The sequence below is a fragment of the Pontibacter cellulosilyticus genome (assembly GCF_014306105.1).
GTDB lineage: Bacteria > Bacteroidota > Bacteroidia > Cytophagales > Hymenobacteraceae > Pontibacter > Pontibacter cellulosilyticus.
On sequence record NZ_JACRVF010000001.1, the window covers coordinates 1,088,846 to 1,109,378 of the forward strand.

Genomic DNA, 20,533 nt, shown 5'->3' on the forward strand with positions numbered 1-20,533 from the left:
GAATGGCATTAGACCTTAACAACAAGGCTATACTAGTAACAGGCGGCACCGGCTCGTTTGGGAAGAAATTTGTGGAGATGGTATATGCCCGTTTCCCTGACGTGAAGCGGCTGGTTATTTACTCGCGCGATGAACTGAAACAGTTTGAGATGTCTCAGACTTTCCCGCACAGCAAGTATAAATCGATCCGCTATTTTATTGGCGATGTACGCGATGGAGAGCGCTTCAAACGTGCCTGCGAGGGTATTGACATTATTGTACACGCCGCCGCCATGAAACAAGTGCCAGCTGCCGAATACAACCCGATGGAGTGCATCAAAACAAATGTGCTTGGTGCTGAAAACATTATAAACGCCGCTCTTGACTCAGGTGTTAAAGATGTGGTGGCACTATCTACTGACAAGGCTGCAGCCCCGATAAACTTATATGGTGCCACTAAATTATGCTCTGATAAGCTGTTCGTAGCCGCCAACAACATGCGCGGCAAACGCGATATTCGCTTTTCTGTGGTGCGCTACGGCAACGTGATTGGCTCCAGGGGGTCTGTTGTGCCTTTCTTCTTGAACAAACGTTCTGAGGGCGTACTACCCATCACGCACCCAGACATGACTCGCTTTAACATCTCCCTGGAGGAGGGCGTTGAGTTGGTATTTCATGCACTGGAGAAACACTGGGGAGGAGAGATTTTCGTTCCTAAGATTCCATCTTATCGCATCACAGATGTAGCAGAGGCAATTGGTCCGAAGTGTGAGCAGGAAATAGTGGGAATTCGCCCTGGTGAGAAACTGCACGAAGAGATGATTACCGAAACTGATTCGTTAAATACAGTGGAACTGGACAAGTACTACGTTATACTTCCGTCTACCCCTATCTGGAGTACAGAAGAATTCCTGAAAGCCCATAACGGTAAGATGACGGAACTGGGCTTTAAGTATAACTCCGGCACCAACACTGAATGGTTGACCGTTGAGCAACTACGGGAGCAGATACGTCAGCACATAGACCCTAACTTTACTGCGTAAAAGACACAAGACACAGGTATCAAGACATAAGACTTTAACTCGTGACTCAGAACTCAGAACTCAGAACTAATAATAAGCCTATACCTTACGGTCGTCAGCACATCACCGATGACGACATTGCCGCGGTGGTGGAGACGCTGCAGTCGGATTTTCTGACGCAGGGCCCGAAGGTGGCTGAGTTTGAGCAGGCATTCGCCGAGTATGTCGGGGCAAAGTATGCTGTGGCCTGTTCTAACGGCACAGCTGCACTGCACCTTTGCACCATGGCCCTGGGCGTGAACAAAGAATCCAGAGTCATCACCACTCCTATCACGTTTGTGGCCTCGGCCAACTGCGTGCGCTACTGCGGCGGCACTGTAGAATTTTCTGATATCGACCCTGACACTGCCCTGCTGGATATTCATAAGGTACGTCAGTTACTAGAGAGCAAGCCTAAGGGCTACTACAGCGGCATCATTCCCGTTGACTTTGCAGGAAACCCGGTTAACTTGGAGGAGTTCAGAAAGCTGGCCGATGAGTTCGGACTTTGGATCATAGAGGATGCGTGCCACGCGCCCGGTGGCTATTTTATTGACAGCAAGGGCGAGAAACAGCTTTGCGGCAACGGCAGATACGCTGATCTCGCCATTTTCTCCTTCCACCCGGTAAAGCACATTGCCACCGGCGAGGGCGGGATGGTGACCACAAACGATGAGAAGTTGTACCAGGAGCTGCTCAAGCTGCGCACCCACGGCATTACCCGCGACCCTGCCCTGATGGAGGAGAACCATGGCGGCTGGTACATGGAGATGCAGGAACTCGGTTACAACTACCGTATTCCGGATATGCTCTGTGCATTGGGTATTTCTCAGCTGAGGCGTGCCGACGCAGGCCTTGCTCGCAGAAGGGGCATCGCCAAAGTATACGACAAAGCATTTGATAACCACAGCGGCATAAAGGTTCTGGGCACGAGCCCTGACGTATTTGATGCTGAGGGAGAAACCGGCCACGCCTACCATTTATATGTAATAAAAGTGGAGGACCGCAGAGGGCTGTATGATTTTCTGCACCAGCACAATATTTTTGCGCAGGTGCACTACATCCCGGCCCACACCATGCCCTACTACCGCAGCCTGGGTTACAAAAAAGGTGACTACCCAGAAGCCGAAAACTACTATGCCGGCTGCCTTAGCCTGCCCATGTACCCCAGCCTGACGCAGGAGGAGCAGGAGTTTGTGATTGAGAAAGTAAAAGAGTTTTTGGGGTAGTGAAAGCCATCGCCATCATACCGGCCCGTGGGGGAAGCAAGCGTATTCCCAGGAAAAATATCAGAGACTTCCTGGGTAAGCCGATTATAGCTTATTCTATAGAAGCTGCGCTAAATTCAGGTTTGTTTGACGAGGTGATGGTATCTACGGACGATGCAGAAATAGCCGATATAGCCTCAAAGTATGGAGCCAGGGTTCCGTTCATGAGGTCAGCAGCTACCTCTGATGATTTTGCTACTACTGCAGCCGTTATTAAGGAGGTACTGGAGAATTATTCAGCAGCAGGTAAAAAGTTTGACCTTGGCTGTTGCCTTTACCCCACTGCGCCGCTGGTAAACAAAGCAAGTATACTGGCAACACACGAACTGCTCACAGTTCAAAACCACGACACAGTTTTCCCGGTTGTAAAGTATAGCTACCCGATCTGGAGAAGCCTGAAAATGGAAGACAGCAAAGTAAGTATGAATTGGCCGGAGCATGTAAATAGCCGCTCACAAGATTTGCCAGCAGCATTTCATGATGCGGGCCAGTTTTATTGGTTTAACGTGGAGAGGTTTCTGCAGCAGCAAAGTCTGTTTACAGCTAACTCTGGTGCAATAGAATTAGATGAGCTGGAAGTACAAGACATTGACAATCTCACCGACTGGAAACTGGCCGAACTAAAGTATCAGCTACTAAACCAGCAAGAGCATGCAAAATAAAACCCGTATCATATTCCGCGCAGACGGTAACAGCCAGATTGGCTTAGGCCATGTCGTGCGTTCGCTTGCCCTTGCCGAAATGCTGTGTCACGATTTTGAATGCATTTTTGCTATACAGGCACCCAGCCCCGAACTGCAGGAACAAATAAAGCAGACCTGCGATGGAGTAATTATACTTCCGGTTTGCCATTACGAGGAGGATCGGTTCATTTATGAGCTTCAGGCCTATATTGCCGAAGACGTAATTGTAGTGCTGGACGGATACCACTTTAACACAGCTTATCAGCAAAATATAAAGCGCAGAGGCTGCCAGCTTTATTGCATCGACGATATTCATACTTATCCTTTTGTAGCCGACTACATTCTAAACCAGGCAGGAGGCGTAGATGCTGCCAAGTATAAAACTGCATCTTATACCAAACTGCTGCTGGGCCCTGCCTTTGCATTACTCAGGCCTCCATTCTTAGCAGCAGCCAAAGCAGAGCGGACTTTACCTGCAGGCGATGTGCGTGTGTTTCTAAACCTGGGAGGTGCCGATCCTCAAAATCATACTTTACAGATCGCTAAAGAACTTGCGCGCATCCCAGGTATAAAAAATGTTGAGGTAACTGTTGGTAGTGCTTACCTGCACCTGCCAGACCTGCAGGAGTGGGTAAAAAAGCATAAAGCTTACTCCCTGCACCAGAACCTGAATGCGGAAGAGCTCTGCCAGTTGATGCAGAAATGTGCTGTGGCTGTAACTTCAGCCAGTGGTGTGGCTTATGAATACGCTTCAGTGGGTGGAAGGCTGTTTATACTTCAAACTGCTGACAACCAGGCTGGACTGTATACATTTCTTACCCAGAACAACATAGCACAAAAGTATGAGCAACTGGAACAGGCTTTACAAGCTCATTTGCCCGATTCTTTTCAGCAAGCAGTAAAAATACAGCGACAGTATCTCGACGGCAGGTCGGATGAACGGTTGAAACAGGTGTTCCAGCGTATGGCTCTGGCTGCCAGTATTACAATACGCTGCGTAAGTGAGAATGACCTGATGCTGCTGTTTAACTGGGCCAATGATCCGGAGGTAAGACGCTACTCATTCAATACAAACCCTATACTTCTGGAAAGCCACACCCGCTGGTTAAAAACTAAACTGGAAGATAAACAGGCAAAACTGTATGTTGCAGAGGCTAACGGTGTACCCTTAGCGCATGTAAGGTTTGAGGTGAATGACTCCCGGGCAACTATAAGCTATTTGCTCGGTTCGGACTTTAGAGGCAAGGGCATGAGCCATGTGGTGTTGCAAAAATGCATCGTCAAATTGCTACAGCAAAATCCCAAACTTGTGCTGATAGACGGCTTGGTACAACCAGAAAATGTTGCCTCAATTAAAGCCATCATGAAAGTCGGCTTTAACCACGCCAGCCCAGACCCAAAATATCCGCAGGCACAGCGCTTTGAGCTGTATACAGATAGTATAAAGTAAGAGATTACATGATTCAAGATATAAACATTGCTGGCCGACTTGTTGGGCCGAATCATAAGCCGTTCATCATTGCAGAAATGTCTGGTAACCACAACCACTCGCTGGAGCGTGCCCTGGCTATTGTAGATGCCGCCGCCGATGCAGGTGCCGACGCTATCAAACTGCAGACCTATACGGCCGACACCATGACCCTTCCTGGAGCTTTCACCATCGAAGATGAGAACTCTCTTTGGAAAGGCCGTGAGTTGTACGACCTATACAAAGAAGCTTATACGCCGTGGGAATGGCATAAGCCAATTTTCGAAAGAGCCAAAGAACGCGGTATGATCGCCTTCTCCTCTCCCTTTGATGAGTCTGCCGTTGATTTTCTGGAAGAACTTGGCGCGCCAGTGCATAAGATTGCCTCTTTTGAGAACACTGACCATCCGCTGCTGCGGAAAGTGGCCGCCACTGGCAAGCCAGTAATTATGAGTACCGGAGCCGCCACACTTACAGAACTCGATGAGGCAGTGCGTGTGCTGCGCGAGGCTGGCTGTGAGCAGTTTATACTTCTAAAATGTACCAGCACCTACCCTTCTACTCCAGAGAATTCTAACCTGGCTACTATTCCGCATATGCGTGAGCTGTTTGGCGTACAGGTGGGCCTATCGGACCATACCATGGGTGTAGGTGCCGCTGTGGCTGCCGTGGCATTGGGCGCAACGGTTATTGAGAAGCACTTTACCCTCCTCAGAGCAGATGGCGGCGTAGATTCTGCATTCTCTTTAGAGCCACAGGAACTGCACGCATTGGTAGTGGAGTCGGAAAGGGCATGGCAGGCGTTGGGGCATGTGCAGTACGGGGTGCAGCGCGCAGAGGAGAAAAGCCGGATGTTCAAACGTTCGGTGTATGCAGCCAAAGACATAACCGCCGGCGAAGCACTAACTAAAGACAATATCCGTGTGATCCGTCCGGGACTCGGGTTGGCACCAAAACATTACGAGGAAATTCTTGGGAAACCAGCCGCAAAAGCCATAAAAGCCGGCACTCCCCTCAGTTGGGATATGGTATAAGTATGAGCAAGTGGTACGCCATCTATAGCAACATACTTCATCTGCATTTTTCAGATGGTTTCTTTAACCTGCCTGAAAGCGCTAAAGCTGCCGTTTCTCCAACCTCACTGGTTAAACGATTGCTGAAAGTGGCCGGATATACAGTGGTACGTCTATTGGGTAACCTCTTTAAGCGTATAGAACAACCGGAAAAACTACAAGGCAAAGTATGGCTTTATGTCGTGAGCCAAAATAACTACGATAGTCTGCACTTTTTAAGAGAAGGTTTACCGGATGCAGAATTTGTGGCTGGCCAAAGCAAGCAGATCGGCAAGTATAACCAAACGATTTACCGCCTGTCGCTGCGCCGGAAAATTTTATACTACTACAAGTTTCTGCCGCTGTACTTTCAGTTTCTGAGAGAAAAGAAACAGAGCACACAGCGCTTTGCCGATGTACTTTATGATGCTGTGGGCTTTTATGAGGTCTATAAGATCAAGCTCAGAAAGTATAAACCCAAAGCTATTGTTTTTGCAAACGATCACAACCCTGATGCCCGTGCCATGCTTTTGGCTGCCAAAGCTATGGGAGTAAAAACAGTCTATATTCAGCATGCCAGCATCACGCCTATTTTTCCGCCACTGCAGTTCGACCTGAACCTACTGGAGGGACAGGACGCGCTGTACAAGTATAAACAATGCGGCCTTATTACCGGACAGGTAGAATTAGTGGGCATGCCTAAAGCAGATGCATTTGCAAGCCTTCGCAACAACAATCAACGTATAGCCCGCATTGGGATTGGCTGTAACCTGATGGATGCCACCGAAGAGATCGTACGTGTGGCAACACAACTAACAACGGATTTTCCTGAAGTAGAGATCATACTTCGCCCTCACCCCCGGGATTCCCGAAATTTTGGTAGTCTGCTACAAGGTACCAACATTTCGTTCTCCAACAGCAGAGAAGTAACTACTTTTGATTTTCTAAAAGAAATTGATGTACTACTGAGTGGTAACTCCGGCATACACTTGGAGGCGGTGCTGCTAAACGTGTGGGCAATATATTACAACATGAACCAGGTAGAGCAGCTGCACGATTACTATGGTTTTATACAAAAAAGCCTTGTTGATGAAGCCGTTTCTTATGCTGCACTGCACCAACTGCTACAGCGTCACCTCTTTAACAAACCTGAAGTATACCTTCGGGCAACATATTATAGCGCCACCGTTGGCACTGAGTACGACGGAAGAAGCAGTGAGCTTGCCCTTAAGCTTATAAAACAGTTTATAGAATAAACTTTATACTTTCACTATATTTAGTTACCCCTTCCAAACTTTAACTAATTAAGCTTGAAAGCAAAACTTCTACTCTTATCTCTTTTTTTAATCTACATAGTATCATTAAGCCGCCTACAGGCTCAAGGACCTAAAGGTGCCCTTCAGTTTGATGGCGCTGACGACTATGTTTTCTTTGACTATAATAACCGTGGTATAACAAGCGAGGTAACCGTTGAAGCATGGGTAAAAACATCGGCCAGTAAACTACAGCTAATAACTGCAAAGTATGACAGAGACGGGGAACGTGGATATCAGCTTGTAATGCGGGATGGAAAGGCCGCTTTCTCAGGTCGCGACGGCTCTGGTACTTACAGAATCTCTGGTTACTCCCCGCGTGTGATCAACGACGATAACTGGCACCACCTGGCGGGTGTCTGCAAGAACGGCACCTGGTCTATTTACATAGATGGCATATTAGAAAGCCAGTCTGTAACAGGTTATACTGCTGTTAATCTCAGCAGCAATGCACCGTTTACTGTTGGTAACTATTATCTTGTAAACAGCGATTACTACCAGGGGCAAATCGACGAACTAAAGATCTGGAAGAAAGGCTTAACGGAGGATGAGATTAGGTCTGGTATGTGCCAGGCTGCGAATAAAGCAAACCCAGATCTGGTTGTGTACCTTAAATTTGATGAAGGCCCAGGCGCTACTTTAACAGACCATAGCTCCTATGGCATCAACGGCACATTCCGCAATATGTCCTCCTCCGCCTGGGTTACTTCCGGTGCCCCGATAGGCGACAAGAGCATTTATCGTTATACAAACAAATGGAATAACTCGCTGGAGTTGATCACTGACTTTGCCAATTTCTCAGTTTCAAGAGCTGATAATGCTATTGCTGGATTTCATTTATACCAAATTACTGCTGCACCTTCACAGGCGGCAGGGCTGCCATCTGCAGTAGGTATTAAAGAATACTATGGCTTGTTTAAAATAGGCGCTCCGGACAAAAAGTATAAAATCTGGTTTAAGCAGTACGACCTGCCCTGTGGCGAAAAACTGTACCGCCGCAACAATAATGCCGATACAAACTGGACTGCAGTTGCCGATACAGTAAACTCTCCTGTAATGACCTATCATAGTACGGCAAACTACGGTGAATTTGCCGCGGCACGAAGTTCAAATCAAAGTAGCGATTTGCTTTCAGAGTATGTTTTATGTAATGGTAAAGCTGTTATGTTAAAATCTCCCAAGGCAAAAAACGCAACCTACCTTTGGAGCACTGGCGAAACAACAGCTAGTATAAGCACCTCCACACTGGGTACTTATACAGTTACAGTAACGACAGATGGATGCAGTACAGTCTATACCATGGTAGTTACTAACAGCGAGTGCCCAACCATTCCAAACGTCATCACCCCTAACGGAGACGGCAAAAACGATGCATTTGTGTTGGGAGACGTAGAGCCATTTACCTTCGAACTGAAAATTTTTAACCGTTGGGGAAAATCTATCTACCAAAGTGAGCGTTATGACAACGGCTGGAGCGCAGACGGCGTACCTGCCGGTTTATACTTTTACAATCTTAAAAGCAGCCGCTCCCAAAACATGTTCAAGGGATGGCTCGAAGTCATAAAATAGCTTTGTACCAACTAAACTACATCCTCCAGCACTTTCACCTTCTTCACCCGAACGCGAAAGAACTATCCATTCATTACGACACAGCAGAAGACATCCTGCACAAATGTAAAGTTAGCATCAGTAAGTATGCTGGCGGCTTTTTTGAGCAGAAAAGGCCCCGGCCGCAGCAGGTAGTGTGGCGCGCGTGGAAAGGGCAGCAGATTCCATTTTTCTTTGATGCCGAAAACGAGCAGGAACTGGTTACCTACCACTCCAACGGCACGGCAAGTATAAACTACGACATTATTTCCTCTGCTTTTTACCTTTTAAGTGGCTGGCAGGAGTACTATGGCCCTGAACGGGACAAATTCAGGCGTTATACTTACAAAGCCAGTATGCAGGCCAAGTATGGTTTTATCACCAAACCTGTTGTTAACTATTACTTTGATATACTCAAAGAGGTGCTGGAGCGCGTTCACCAAGTTGATTTAAGCTACAGCCTTTGGGGCCAGCAACCCTTTGCCACCTGCCTTACCAGCGATATAGACCGCTTGCACAGCGCCTGGCGTGCCGCAGGAAAACAGGCATTTAAAGCAACAGAATTCAAAAGTGTAGCAGCATTGCTTGCCCGTAAAGCAGTTGGCAAAGATGCCTGGGATAATTTAGCTGAGGTAACGTCAGTGGCTGAGAAGTATGGCGCTAAGACCACCATGTTCTTTTTGCCCAGCAACCAGTTTTACAACGGCTACCCCAATGCCGATTACGATGTAACAAAGCCTCGTTACCAGAAGCTTATTTCGGCCCTGGCAGAATCCGGGCACGAAATTGCGCTCCACGGCAGCTTTGGCACCTCTAACGATCTGGTGCAGCTGAAAGCAGACCAGCGCAAGCTGCCTGTTCAGGTTAAGGGCAATCGCTTCCATTACCTGTGCTACCAACCAGAGAATACCGAACAGGTGCTGCAGCAAAGTAAACTGGAATACGACACAAGCCTTGGCTTCTCAGAGCATTTCGGATTCCGAAACTCATTTTGCCACCCCTTCTACCCTTTCGACTTTAACACCCACAAAGCAGCCAATTTTCTGGAGTTGCCACTCATACTAATGGATACCACCCTTTATAGCATCAACTATATGAGCTTGAAGTCAGGCGAGGCAATGGCGGCAGTGAGCCCTGTTATAGAAGAAGTAATCAAGTTTGGAGGACTATTTACCATACTTTGGCACAACGAGAATTTCTCCTCTTACTCAGAGTTCCCGGTTGCGAAAGGTTCTCCTACTTGGCGGCAGGTGCTGGAACAGATCTTAACAAAAGTTAAATCAGAAAGTACCGATTTTTTAACCTGTGCAGAGGCTGCTGCTAAAATAAAAGGATCTGAAGACTGAGCTCCTACTTCGTCACATGCTTAAATATTAGGTTTAAAGTATACTTTCACACAACTTTTAACTTACTTGCGGCTTCCAAATTAGCCAATGAGTAAAACGTTACAGCGCGAAGGAATCTGGAATACCGTTATCTCCTATGCAGGTATACTGATAGGTTTTGTAAACGCTATTTACCTTTTCCCCAATTTCCTGGAAGAGGAACAGGTGGGTCTTACGCGTTTACTGATTTCCATTTCGATGATGTTTGCGCAGTTCTCTGCCCTCGGGTTCGTGAACATGAGCGTGCGTTACTTCCCTTACTTCCGTAACAAGGAGCAGAAGCACCATGGCTTTCTATTCCTGCTCCTGTCGGTGCCTATGGTTGGCTTTACCGTGGTTACAGCGCTGTTCCTAGTGTTTAAGCCAGTAGTAATGGACTATTACGACGACGAGGGCTCCAGGCTGCTGATTGACTACTACTATTACATCATCCCGCTGTCGCTGTTTACGCTGCTGTTTAACCTGTTCACAGCATACCTGCGTTCGCTCTTCAAAACGATCATCTCCTCTTTTGTACAGGAGTTCCTACTTAGGCTGCTTACCACGCTCCTAATTTCTGTTTTTGCCTTCGGCTGGATTGATTTTCAACTGTTCATGCTGTTATACATTGGCATTAACTCTATAATCGCGTTGGTGCTAGTGGTGTATACTTTGTGGTTGAAACAGCTGTTTATACTTCCGAGCATGTCGGGCCTCAAAATGATCCCGCTGCGCGAGATGCTGTTCTATGGCTTTTTTACGTTCATGGGCAACATCTCAGTTACCATCATAACCACCGTAGATCAAGTAATGATCGGCTCCTACAGCCTAAGTGACAATGGTATTTATACTACAGCCTTCTTCATGACCAGTGTGATCATGGCTCCGGCCAGGTCTATTTTCAAGATCGCTTTTCCGCAGGTGGCTGAGTACTGGAAGGAGCAGAACATGGTGAAGATGGAGCAGCTCTACAAGCAGATCACCGTCATTAACATGATCGTAGGGCTGCTGCTTTTTATTGGAATATGGGCTAACATAGATAACCTTTACTCTTTTATGCCAGAAACCTACAGCGCTGGTAAATATGTAGTGCTGTTCCTCTCAATGGCACGTATCGTAGACCTGGCAACCGGCATCAACGGAATTATACTTGCCACTTCGGATAAGTATAGATGGGACCTGCTGTTTAACGTTGTGCTGGCTATACTTACTATCTGGACCAACTACTACTTTATTCCGCTGTATGGTATTGAGGGGGCCGCCTTTGCGTCGATGCTTTCTTATATCATCATCAACCTGGCGCGTTTGTTCTTTGTGCAGTTTGTGTACAAGATGCAGCCGTTTGCCCTGAATGCGGTAACGATAACGGTAATAGCCGGAGTAGCCTTGGGTGCATCGTACCTGCTGCCGTACCTGGGGAATGTCTTCTTGGACATACTTGTGCGCTCTGCTTTGATCACAGCCATTTATGGTGGGCTGATGATCGGCCTGAACGTATACCCGGATATGAATGAGTGGCTGAAGAAGATCGTTTACAGCACGACCGGCTGGAAATTATAAGTTAACAGGGACTGCTTTTAACGCATACATCCGCTCGATAATCTCTACCACTTTCAGCCCCTCCTGTGCATTGGTGGTAGCAGTTGTTTGCTGCCGCAAAGTGCTTATCACGTTCTCAAATACAAACTGATGATTTGCTGCGCTGCCGGTATAGTGGCCGTAATTGTTGGCAGGCATACATGGCTTTAACTCCGGCAAAGTATAGTTTCGGATGTCACAATACTCTACACTGTTCATGTACTGTCCACCTACTTTTATACTTCCGTTTTCGGCGATGATGGTAATGCTGCTTTCCAGGTTTTGAGAGTGCACAGCGGTAGTATAGTTAAACGTGCCGAAGCCTCCGTTCTCAAATTCAAATTGCAGGTAGCCACTGTCTTCAAACTCGGTTAAAGCAGCATGGTTAAAGTTTCTGAACTGCCCGTTTATACGATCTACATCGCCGAAAAGCCAGTATAGCATGTCCACGAAATGGCTGAACTGCGTGAACAGAGTGCCACCGTCTTTAACAGCATCGCCACGCCAGCCACCGGGCAAATAATAGCGTTCATTGCGGTTCCAGAAGCAATTTACCTGCACATGGTACAGTTGCCCTAGCACCCCGCTTTGCACCACCTCTTTCAGCCACACCGCCGGCGGACTGTACCGGTTCTGCATCACGCAAAAAATTTGGCGGTTGGCAGCCTCTGCTGCATCGATCATCTCCTGGCAATGCGCTGCCTCCAGTGCCATTGGTTTCTCGCATACCACATGCAGTCCGTGTTGCAAACCAGCTAAGGTGTGCGGGTGGTGCAGGTAATTGGGCGTACACACACAAAGCACATCAGCCCCCACTCCGGCAAGTATAAATTCTTCCAGACTGGCAAAGCGGGGCACTCCTGCAAAATCATCTTCAAGTATAAAATCCTCCCGGTTATCGATCAGGGCAACTAAGGCAGCATTAGGGTTCTGAAGTATAAGCTGTGCATGGCGGCGGCCTATATGCCCTATCCCTATCACAGCAAACCGGATTTTAGGAGCAGAAATATCAGCCATGGCTCTTCACAAAATCCAGTACGTGCTGGCAAATGTAAGTTAATTGATCTTCCTTCAGCTCAGAGTGCATTGGAAGCGACAACACACTTTTACTTAACAGCTCCGAATTAGGAAAGTCTCCTGATGTAAAGCCTAGGTAGGTATAGGCTTCCTGCAAATGCAAGGGCTCTGGGTAATACACCATACTAGGAATGTGGTTGTCGCGTAGGTGTGCTTTCAGGCCATCGCGCAGCTCAGGTGCTACTGTAATGGTATACTGATGGTACACATGTGAGCTGTAGGATGCCCGATGTGGGGCCTGTATGGCAGTAATTTCGGCAAAGGCATTGTCGTAGAAGCGGGCAATTTCCTGGCGGGCAGCGTTGTACTCGTCCACGTACTTGATCTTTACATCCAGCATGGCCGCCTGCAGCGTATCCAGACGGGAATTAACTCCTAATGTTGAGAATTTATACTTTTCAGACTGCCCGTGGTTGGCAATTTTCTGGATAATAGCAGCCAGTTTATCATCATTTGTAAACACAGCACCTCCGTCTCCCATTCCGCCTAGTGGTTTAGAAGGAAAAAAGGAAGTCGTACCAATATGGCCTATGGTACCTAGTTTAGAAGAATGCCCATCCGGATGCGCATATTCAGCACCCAACGATTGAGCATTGTCCTCGATAACAAACAGGTTATGTTCCTCAGCAATCTCCATTATCTCGCGCATGGCAGCACCTTGCCCGAATAAGTGCACCGGGATAATGGCAGCTGTGGCAGGAGTGATCACATTTTTTACTGATGCCGGATCAATAGTGAAGGTTTCGGGTAGTACATCGGCAAAAACAGGTTTAAAGCCTAGCAAAGCTACAACCTCTGCTCCCGAAACATAATTAAAAGAAGGTACAATCACTTCGGCACCGGCCGGCAGTTGAAACGCCATCAGCGCGATCTGCAAAGCATCTGTACCATTAGCGCAAGGTATGGCATGGCGCACCTGTAGGTAATTTTCCAGGCTACGGGCAAAATTGGCCACCTGAGGCCCGTTAATAAACTCCATACTTTCCATCACGGCACTGAAAGCGGCATCCAACTCGGGTTTGAGTTTAGCATACTGGGCTTTCAGATCCACCATCTTTATATCTTCCATGCAGGGGAGGCTATTTTGTACTCTCTTAACAACAAAGATAATTAAAGCTTTCAATCCGACCTTATGGCGTAGGTATAAAGTCCTTGTCCGCTCAAAAAATATTAAGCATAACTCATAGTGGTGCTAACCGTTATAAAATACTGTTCACCAAAAAGATAAAACTATGCACACAATTACGAAATATTCCCTGTTGAGCATTTGCTTCTTACTGCTCTTATCCTGCAATAACAACGAGGCTAACGAAGAATCCGAAATTGCCTATACTGAGTACAAAGATTATGTAACACAAACTGAAGCGGAGGCTAATGCAGAGCTAAGCGAAACTGAAATGAGAGCCATGCGGAAGTCAGTTCAGGACAGCACCTTATGGCAAACAGAATCTGCAGAGCTAATGCAAGAATACGACACCAGGGAAAAGAGAGTAAGAAACAATATTGACACTTATGATGAGGCCAGACGTGCAGAAATAGAAGATTTAGATGCCAGATACAATATGGCCATAGAGAACCGTGAGCGCAAGTACCAGGAAGTGAGTCGCAGGTATAAATTAAGGGAGGACCTAGTGGGCTTGCCTATTAGCGCAGATGACCTAACAGCTATCTCAGCAACTGAACTGGCACCAACTTACACCCGATTTGTGGACACACTTGAAGACCGAGTAAATGAATTTGAGACAAACGAATGGAACTTGATAGAAGGATGGTGGATTGCATTGAATAATCGCAAAAACGCCTTAGAAGGCGAATTAAGTGCCGATGCAAAGAGAACTATCGACAACGCAACAGCTCAATACAAGCAGATACGAGAAGCTGAACTGACAGTTGAAGGTGTTTAAAAAGTAGTAACCAGATAACTCTACACAGCCATTCGGTTATAAGCTCATGCCCTGGCTAGCTAGTGCTAACAGGCTGTTAGTATCCGTTAGTTAGGGTAAATTGCTCTACTTTCGAGTCCAGCACTTTTCCGTTTGCGCATTTTAGAACGCGCTTCGGATAGCGATTGATGATCTCGTAGTTGTGCGTAGCCATAAGTATGGCCGTACCGCTGTTGTTGATTTCTTCGAACAGTTTCATGATACCGTCGGCCACCATCGGGTCTAAGTTACCAGTTGGCTCATCAGCAAAAAGTATAACCGGTTCGTTAAGCAATGCCCGTGCAATTACAATTCGCTGCTGCTCTCCACCCGACAACTGATGCGGCATTTTGTTCGCAGCGGCATCCAACCCAACACGCATCAGCACTTCCGACATGCGCTGCTTTATCTTAGACTTATCTTTCCAGCCGGTTGCACGAAGTACAAAGCTCAGGTTTTCGGCAACTGTTCTATCAAACAAAAGCTGAAAATCCTGAAATATGATACCAATCTTACGTCTAAGGTAAGGCACCTGCTTTTTAGGAAGCTTTGTCAGATTAAACTCTGCAACTGTTGCCGAGCCAACGAGCAATGGCAGGTCGGAATAGAGGGTTTTAAGCAAAGAACTTTTTCCGCTTCCGGTACGGCCTACTAAGTATACAAACTCTCCTTTCTCAATGTCGAAATTAACATTGCTAAGAATTGTATTAACGTCTTGGTAAATAGAAACTTCGCGAAGCGATACAACCGGAGAAGTAGAAAAATTCATAAAAACTCAAATCTCTAATTTCTGAAGCTTACCAAAGTCAAGCGACTCGATAAGTGCAGCAAGCGCATCCTCCTTACCTTCTAGGCCATAACGGTCCAGATTTTTAAGGGGTCTGTCGGCTCTAAAATAGGCAATCAGCACAAAATTATCGTCCCGAAGCTGTATATAATCCGGAATTTTGGCCTTGCCCTTAACTTTGATGATGTACATTTATTTAGAATTATGAATTAAAAATTAGAAATTAAAAATGAAAGTGGTTAAACTCTCATTTCTAACTTCTAATTCATAATTTCTAATTAAACTTATTTATTTCCTTTCGCGTGGTCAGCCAGGAACTGCTCCAGACCGCTGTCAGTTAGCGGGTGCTTCAACAGGCCAGTGATCACCTTCAGCGGGCATGTTACTACGTCAGCGCCAAGCTCAGCACACTGCACCAAGTGCATAACGTGGCGAACAGATGCTGCCAAAACCTGTGTCTGGTAACCGTAGTTGCCATAGATGTGCACGATCTGCTCGATAAGCTGTAAACCGTCAGTAGATACGTCATCTAAGCGACCAATGAACGGAGACACGTACGTGGCACCTGCCTTAGCAGCCAACAAAGCCTGGCCAGCAGAGAACACTAGTGTACAGTTTGTCTTGATGCCTTTTTCGCTGAAGTAACGAATAGCTTTTACACCGTCGCGGATCATAGGCACTTTTACAACGATGTTCGGGTGCAGCTCGGCAAGCAGTTCACCTTCGCGTACAATACCATCAAAATCAGTTGCAATTACCTCTGCGCTGATGTCGCCGTCTACAATTTCGCATATTTGCTTGTAGTGCGCCATTACGTTATCGTGGCCAAAAATACCCTCTTTCGCCATCAGCGATGGGTTTGTGGTTACGCCGTCTAAAACGCCAAGGTCGTGCGCCTCCTGAATTTCCTGCAGGTTTGCAGTATCGATAAAGAATTTCATAATGCTGAAGTGTAGTAGATTATGCCTACAAATCTAACGCATTAATTGGGAAACCGGAAAGTAATAGCTGGAAATTTGAAAGAGAGGGTGCCCGTTGAGGTATGGGCAAAAAAAAGTGGCAAACCGACATCGCGCCGCTCAACCGCCTACCCTTGCTACCTTCCGGTCCTGGGGGAGTTCAGCAGGAGCTGGCCGTGCCGATTTGCCGTTGCAAAGGTACGAACATTTTTATTCAATGCAAATGGTGAGAAGTATAAAGTTAGGTTTTTGAGTGTGAAACACGGTTTGTAGTTGATGGTCAGGAGGAAAGATTTGTAAGATACCTGAATCAGGATTTGCAGAATTATAAAAGATAGGCAAGATTTTGAAAATGCTGGCTCCTACCTCCCATCTTTAGCCAGTTACGGTAGCTTATGTTTACTTCTCTTATTGCCATCATAGTAGCGGCTGTTTCTCTTTTCACGTTATCCTGCAAATGATAAACTCCGGACGTGATTTGGGAGTCTATGATGAAAGAGAGTGATTCGTGTGCTACAAAGCTTGTATATCTGCAACAACAGTATCAGAATTCCCCGCCTTGGATAAGGAGGGGATAAAGGGGTGGTTGCAACAGTTGCTGAGGAAAGAGAACAGGATAACTTGATCTGGAAACGATTGTCATCCCCTACCCCCTTCAAAGGGGACTTTCTGCTGTTGCTTTAGCATGAGTTTATATTTTGAAGCAGCGGCCATTGCTCGGACAGGTCGCGACCTGTCCCTACAAATCAGAATCCATGCTTTGTCTCTGGTTGCAAAGGCCACAGCGAAGAAGTGTCCATCCCAGTCCTTGGCTTGAGCGCCTTCTAGGTTTCCGGTGACGAGCTTTAGCGAGGCAGCCCGAGGCACGAGGGCAGGAAAGATAGACAGCGCGATGGCCAAGGACGAGGTCTCCCGGCCTAGAGGGCACCATAATAATACAGCAAATATGACTAAGGAAGAACGCCAGTTAGAAAGTAAAGCGGAAAGTAAAAGTAGAACCCTACCCCACTCCTTCATTTCCAACTTCAAACCCAATCAAAAAGCAGAATCTATTGGCAATTACTATAAATCTCCCTTACCTTTGCGCATGCCAGAAAAAATTCTCATCCTCGACTTTGGCTCCCAATACACCCAGCTTATTGCTAGAAGGGTGCGCGAGCTAAACGTATATTGCGAAATATACCCCTACAACAATGTACCAGCCCTCACAGAAGATGTAAAAGGTGTTATCTTCTCAGGTAGCCCTTGCTCGGTTCGTGATCAGGAGCATCCTACTGTTGATTTAAACAAATATCTTGGCAATACACCTGTGCTTGGTGTATGCTATGGTGCCCAGCTAATGGCACAGGAGCTAGGCGGGGAAGTAACCCCATCAACTATCCGGGAATATGGCCGTGCCCGAATCAGCGAACTACATAACCATGACAGGCTTCTGAAAGAACTAACACTAGGCTCTGTTGTTTGGATGTCGCATGGCGATACTATTAAAGAGATACCTGACAACATTGAGGTAATTGCCAGCACGGAAAGTGTACGCGTTGCTGCATATAAGCTGCGCGACCAGGAAACATACGGCATTCAGTTCCACCCGGAAGTAACACACTCTGAAGAAGGCAAGACCCTGCTGCGTAACTTCGTGGTACACATCTGCGGCTGCCAGCAAGACTGGACTTCTGAGCAATTTATTGATGCCACTGTAGCCGACTTGCAACAGCAATTAGGAGACGACAAAGTAGTACTAGGCTTATCAGGTGGTGTAGACTCCAGTGTGGCCGCCATGCTGATACACCAGGCCATTGGCAAGAACCTGTACTGCATTTTTGTAGACAACGGCCTGCTGCGCAAGAACGAGTTTGAGCAAGTGCTGGATTCTTACAAGCATATGGGCTTGAACGTGAAAGGAGTTGACGCTAAGGACAAGTTTTATACTGCGCTGGCAGGTATATCAGATCCGGAGCAGAAGCGAAAGGCCATCGGAAGAGTATTTATTGAGGTATTTGATGAGGAATCTCACAAAATAGAGGATGTGAAGTGGCTGGCACAAGGCACCATCTACCCCGATGTAATTGAGTCTATGAGCGTGAAAGGGCCATCAGCTACAATTAAATCGCACCATAACGTTGGCGGATTGCCAGACTTCATGAAGCTGAAGGTTGTAGAACCGCTGAAAACACTGTTTAAAGATGAAGTTCGTTTAGTAGGTAGAGCGCTTAAGATTGACGATGCTATACTTGGCCGTCATCCTTTCCCAGGCCCTGGACTTGCCATTCGTATACTTGGCGAGGTTACTCCAGAGAAGGTAAACATCTTGCAGCAGGTAGATCATATCTTCATCAACAACATGAAAAAAGATAAGCTGTACGATGAAGTATGGCAAGCAGGCGCTATACTTACACCACTACAGTCGGTGGGTGTGATGGGTGACGAGCGTACCTATGAGAACGTGGTAGCCCTACGTGCCGTGACAAGTATAGACGGTATGACAGCGGACTGGAGCCGACTGCCGTATGAATTCCTGGCAGATGTATCGAACGAGATAATCAACAAAGTGAAAGGCGTAAACCGCGTGGTATACGACATCAGCTCCAAACCACCGGCAACTATAGAGTGGGAATAGTTTTCTAAACCAAAGTATATGACACAAGACACAGGACTTTCGTACTTTTGCTGAAAGTTTTGTGTCTTGCGTTTTATAGGCATTTAAGAATAAAACATAATGGGAAACTTCAGAAAAATAATAGCGTGCTTCTTGTTTTCGGGAATAGTAAGTGTGCAGGCATTCGCCCAGACACAAGATCCGGCTACCACCTACAACAACGGAAAGGTACTGCTGCAGCAACAAAAGTATGACCTGGCAATGGCGGAATTGCAACCCATAACAGCGGGTACATCTGCCTACGCACCTGAAGCTTCCTATTTTTATGCACTAGCTGCTCTTAAGTCCAAAAAGCTGCAACAGTCTTATGACATGCTGCTCCAGCTGCAGAATCAGCACCCAAACTGGAACGGTATGAACGATGCCGATTACCTGTTGGCTAACGTGCTGTTTGAGCAGGGTGATTATCAGCGTGCGTTAAGCAAACTGCAGGAGTTACAGGGCACGCCGCTTGCCTCCGACGCAGAAGGCCTGAAACGCTATTACCTGAGCAAATTAAATGATAGGGCTGCCTTTGAACAACTGCTGCAGCGTTACTCCAACGATAAAGTTGTTGCGCAGGTGTATGCCGACAAACTGATTGGAGGCTGGTACCGCCCACAGGATAAGCAGACACTGGAAAACATAGTGTCACGCCATAACCTGGACCGCAGCCGCTACTTAAGCAAAGATGTACTGCGCAACCAAGGCTTCGATGTAGCCTTACTCCTCCCCTTTCAGCTGAACCAGGATTACCAGCAGACTGCACGCACAAACAAGTTTGTTACAGACTTATATGCCGGTATGAAACTAGCCCAGGACTCGCTGCAAAAACAGGGAATCAACATAAACCTGTACAACTACGACACCAGCGCCGATACCATGAGCGTAAAACGAGTGCTGGACCTGCAGGAGTTGCAGCAAATGGACCTTGTTATTGGCCCTATATATAAATCGACAGCTAAAATGGCGGCACGTTTTGCTGCACAGAACAATATAAATGTTATAAACCCGCTTTCACAGGACCTGGAGATGGTGCGTGGCAATACAAATGCTTTCCTGTTCGAATCGTCGGTGGCGACGCAGGCAAGGCAGGCAGCAACCTACGCATACCAAAATTTCTCCCCTAAAACAGCAGCCATACTTTTCGAGAGTGCTAAAGAAGACACCACCTTTGCATATTATTACAGACAGCAGTTCATAAAGCTGGGGGGCAAGGTAAGAACGTACCGCAAAGTAAACTCTACCCAGACAACAGCAACCGCTGCCCTGTTTAACGGACTCAATCTGCAGGATCTTGGCCATATTGCTGTGTTCTCTGATAAGATGACGGCTGCGGTAAATGCTACCAGTGTTGTGCAGAGCAAGGCTCCTAAGCTTCCAATTGTAACCTATGATAAATGGCTTGACATTGGACAAATCACACTTCGCCAGTTAGACAACCTGGAAGTATACTTTATCAGCCCTAAATACCTGAACAAGCAAACACCTGCCAACGACTGGTTCCGAAAAAAATATGTAAACAGGTATAACATGTCGCCTACTGTTTATGCCTATGCCGGTTTCGAGATGATGTATTACTTCGGACAGCTGCTTCAGAGTTACGGACCGCAGTTTAATCAGCAATTACAAAGCACAAGTATAAAACCTGGGGTATTCTATTCTGGTTTAGGTTACACAGACCCGGGTGCCCGAAATGAAGTGCGCCAGGACAATCAGTACGTGCCCATAACTAAACTGGAAAACCTGGAACTGACGGTAGTAAACCCAGTATTTTAACAAGAATATTAAAAGACCTGA

General features: G+C 46.8%; 17 protein-coding genes and 1 other RNA gene. 12 read left to right on the forward strand and 6 right to left on the reverse strand.

The features are described from left to right. Positions 1 to 2 precede the first annotated feature (2 nt). From pseB to H8S84_RS04795, 9 genes are all read left to right on the forward strand, one after another. The gene (gene pseB, locus H8S84_RS04755) at positions 3 to 1,022 is read left to right on the forward strand and encodes a UDP-N-acetylglucosamine 4,6-dehydratase (inverting) (RefSeq protein ID WP_187066101.1); all 1,020 of its coding nucleotides are present in this window, start codon (positions 3 to 5) and stop codon (positions 1,020 to 1,022) included. 41 nt (positions 1,023 to 1,063) lie between these two features. Continuing rightward, a complete protein-coding gene (pseC, locus tag H8S84_RS04760) occupies positions 1,064 to 2,269 on the forward strand; it encodes a UDP-4-amino-4,6-dideoxy-N-acetyl-beta-L-altrosamine transaminase (protein ID WP_187066102.1) in 1,206 nt (401 codons plus the stop codon). Then, positions 2,269 to 2,970 (forward strand): pseudaminic acid cytidylyltransferase, encoded by a 702-nt coding sequence (gene pseF / locus H8S84_RS04765; protein ID WP_187066103.1) that lies wholly within the window; start codon positions 2,269 to 2,271, stop codon positions 2,968 to 2,970. Before pseC ends, pseF begins: the two co-directional genes overlap by 1 nt. Continuing rightward, positions 2,960 to 4,441, forward strand: a complete 1,482-nt coding sequence (gene pseG / locus H8S84_RS04770) for a UDP-2,4-diacetamido-2,4,6-trideoxy-beta-L-altropyranose hydrolase (protein WP_187066104.1) — start codon at positions 2,960 to 2,962, stop codon at positions 4,439 to 4,441. The genes pseF and pseG overlap by 11 nt, the downstream gene beginning before the upstream one ends. An 8-nt stretch (positions 4,442 to 4,449) precedes the next feature. Continuing rightward, positions 4,450 to 5,493 carry a pseudaminic acid synthase gene (gene pseI, locus H8S84_RS04775; protein WP_187066105.1) on the forward strand — a complete coding sequence of 348 codons (1,044 nt, stop codon included), beginning with the start codon at positions 4,450 to 4,452 and terminating at the stop codon, positions 5,491 to 5,493. A 2-nt stretch (positions 5,494 to 5,495) separates the two neighbouring features. Then, a complete protein-coding gene (locus H8S84_RS04780; RefSeq protein ID WP_187066106.1) occupies positions 5,496 to 6,767 on the forward strand; it encodes a glycosyltransferase family protein in 1,272 nt (423 codons plus the stop codon). A gap of 54 nt (positions 6,768 to 6,821) precedes the next feature. Further along, entirely contained in the window at positions 6,822 to 8,393 is a 1,572-nt protein-coding gene (locus tag H8S84_RS04785; protein ID WP_187066107.1) for a LamG-like jellyroll fold domain-containing protein, read from the forward strand. Next, complete coding sequence (locus tag H8S84_RS04790) at positions 8,372 to 9,757, forward strand: polysaccharide deacetylase family protein (protein WP_187066108.1); 1,386 nt, start codon at positions 8,372 to 8,374, stop codon at positions 9,755 to 9,757. Before H8S84_RS04785 ends, H8S84_RS04790 begins: the two co-directional genes overlap by 22 nt. An 87-nt stretch (positions 9,758 to 9,844) precedes the next feature. Continuing rightward, the gene (locus H8S84_RS04795; RefSeq protein WP_187066109.1) at positions 9,845 to 11,335 is read left to right on the forward strand and encodes a lipopolysaccharide biosynthesis protein; all 1,491 of its coding nucleotides are present in this window, start codon (positions 9,845 to 9,847) and stop codon (positions 11,333 to 11,335) included. Here the strand turns inward: H8S84_RS04795 and H8S84_RS04800 are convergent. Both H8S84_RS04800 and H8S84_RS04805 read right to left on the reverse strand, forming a co-directional pair. After that, complete coding sequence (locus tag H8S84_RS04800) at positions 11,330 to 12,370, reverse strand: Gfo/Idh/MocA family protein (protein ID WP_187066110.1); 1,041 nt, start codon at positions 12,368 to 12,370, stop codon at positions 11,330 to 11,332. The two genes, H8S84_RS04795 and H8S84_RS04800, sit on opposite strands and share 6 nt — an antisense overlap. Further along, a complete protein-coding gene (locus H8S84_RS04805; RefSeq protein ID WP_187066111.1) occupies positions 12,363 to 13,499 on the reverse strand; it encodes a DegT/DnrJ/EryC1/StrS family aminotransferase in 1,137 nt (378 codons plus the stop codon). Before H8S84_RS04805 ends, H8S84_RS04800 begins: the two co-directional genes overlap by 8 nt. 163 nt (positions 13,500 to 13,662) lie before the next feature. On the opposite strand from H8S84_RS04805, the gene H8S84_RS04810 reads away from it, so the two are divergent. Beyond that, positions 13,663 to 14,334: a hypothetical protein gene (locus H8S84_RS04810; protein WP_187066112.1), complete on the forward strand. Its 672-nt coding sequence runs from the start codon at positions 13,663 to 13,665 to the stop codon at positions 14,332 to 14,334. Positions 14,335 to 14,410: 76 nt separating this feature from the next. Here the strand turns inward: H8S84_RS04810 and H8S84_RS04815 are convergent, their stop codons facing one another. From H8S84_RS04815 to ffs, 4 genes are all read right to left on the reverse strand, one after another. After that, a complete protein-coding gene (locus H8S84_RS04815) occupies positions 14,411 to 15,121 on the reverse strand; it encodes a cell division ATP-binding protein FtsE (RefSeq protein WP_187066113.1) in 711 nt (236 codons plus the stop codon). Between the two features lie 6 nt (positions 15,122 to 15,127). Then, positions 15,128 to 15,331 carry a fructose-6-phosphate aldolase gene (locus tag H8S84_RS04820; protein WP_187066114.1) on the reverse strand — a complete coding sequence of 68 codons (204 nt, stop codon included), beginning with the start codon at positions 15,329 to 15,331 and terminating at the stop codon, positions 15,128 to 15,130. Positions 15,332 to 15,423: 92 nt separating this feature from the next. Then, positions 15,424 to 16,080: a fructose-6-phosphate aldolase gene (fsa, locus tag H8S84_RS04825; RefSeq protein WP_187066115.1), complete on the reverse strand. Its 657-nt coding sequence runs from the start codon at positions 16,078 to 16,080 to the stop codon at positions 15,424 to 15,426. Positions 16,081 to 16,192: 112 nt separating this feature from the next. Beyond that, positions 16,193 to 16,289, reverse strand: an RNA gene (gene ffs / locus H8S84_RS04830) — signal recognition particle sRNA small type. An 896-nt stretch (positions 16,290 to 17,185) separates the two neighbouring features. On the opposite strand from ffs, the gene guaA reads away from it, so the two are divergent. After that, on the forward strand, positions 17,186 to 18,715 hold the full coding sequence (gene guaA, locus H8S84_RS04835) for a glutamine-hydrolyzing GMP synthase (protein ID WP_187066116.1): 1,530 nt from the start codon (positions 17,186 to 17,188) through the stop codon (positions 18,713 to 18,715). 99 nt (positions 18,716 to 18,814) lie between these two features. Next, complete coding sequence (locus H8S84_RS04840; RefSeq protein WP_187066117.1) at positions 18,815 to 20,512, forward strand: ABC transporter substrate-binding protein; 1,698 nt, start codon at positions 18,815 to 18,817, stop codon at positions 20,510 to 20,512. Positions 20,513 to 20,533 lie beyond the last annotated feature (21 nt).

Bases quoted from the DNA above. Each gene is read 5' to 3' on its own strand.
- H8S84_RS04790 (WP_187066108.1), top strand. From the start codon at position 8,372: ATGGCTCGAAGTCATAAAATAGCTTTGTACCAACTAAACTACATCCTC.
- H8S84_RS04780 (WP_187066106.1), top strand. From the start codon at position 5,496: ATGAGCAAGTGGTACGCCATCTATAGCAACATACTTCATCTGCATTTT.
- H8S84_RS04815 (WP_187066113.1), bottom strand. From the start codon at position 15,121: ATGAATTTTTCTACTTCTCCGGTTGTATCGCTTCGCGAAGTTTCTATT.
- H8S84_RS04810 (WP_187066112.1), top strand. From the start codon at position 13,663: ATGCACACAATTACGAAATATTCCCTGTTGAGCATTTGCTTCTTACTG.
- pseG (WP_187066104.1), top strand. From the start codon at position 2,960: ATGCAAAATAAAACCCGTATCATATTCCGCGCAGACGGTAACAGCCAG.
- fsa (WP_187066115.1), bottom strand. From the start codon at position 16,080: ATGAAATTCTTTATCGATACTGCAAACCTGCAGGAAATTCAGGAGGCG.
- H8S84_RS04800 (WP_187066110.1), bottom strand. From the start codon at position 12,370: ATGGCTGATATTTCTGCTCCTAAAATCCGGTTTGCTGTGATAGGGATA.
- pseI (WP_187066105.1), top strand. From the start codon at position 4,450: ATGATTCAAGATATAAACATTGCTGGCCGACTTGTTGGGCCGAATCAT.
- pseB (WP_187066101.1), top strand. From the start codon at position 3: ATGGCATTAGACCTTAACAACAAGGCTATACTAGTAACAGGCGGCACC.
- H8S84_RS04795 (WP_187066109.1), top strand. From the start codon at position 9,845: ATGAGTAAAACGTTACAGCGCGAAGGAATCTGGAATACCGTTATCTCC.
- H8S84_RS04805 (WP_187066111.1), bottom strand. From the start codon at position 13,499: ATGGAAGATATAAAGATGGTGGATCTGAAAGCCCAGTATGCTAAACTC.
- guaA (WP_187066116.1), top strand. From the start codon at position 17,186: ATGCCAGAAAAAATTCTCATCCTCGACTTTGGCTCCCAATACACCCAG.
- H8S84_RS04840 (WP_187066117.1), top strand. From the start codon at position 18,815: ATGGGAAACTTCAGAAAAATAATAGCGTGCTTCTTGTTTTCGGGAATA.
- H8S84_RS04820 (WP_187066114.1), bottom strand. From the start codon at position 15,331: ATGTACATCATCAAAGTTAAGGGCAAGGCCAAAATTCCGGATTATATA.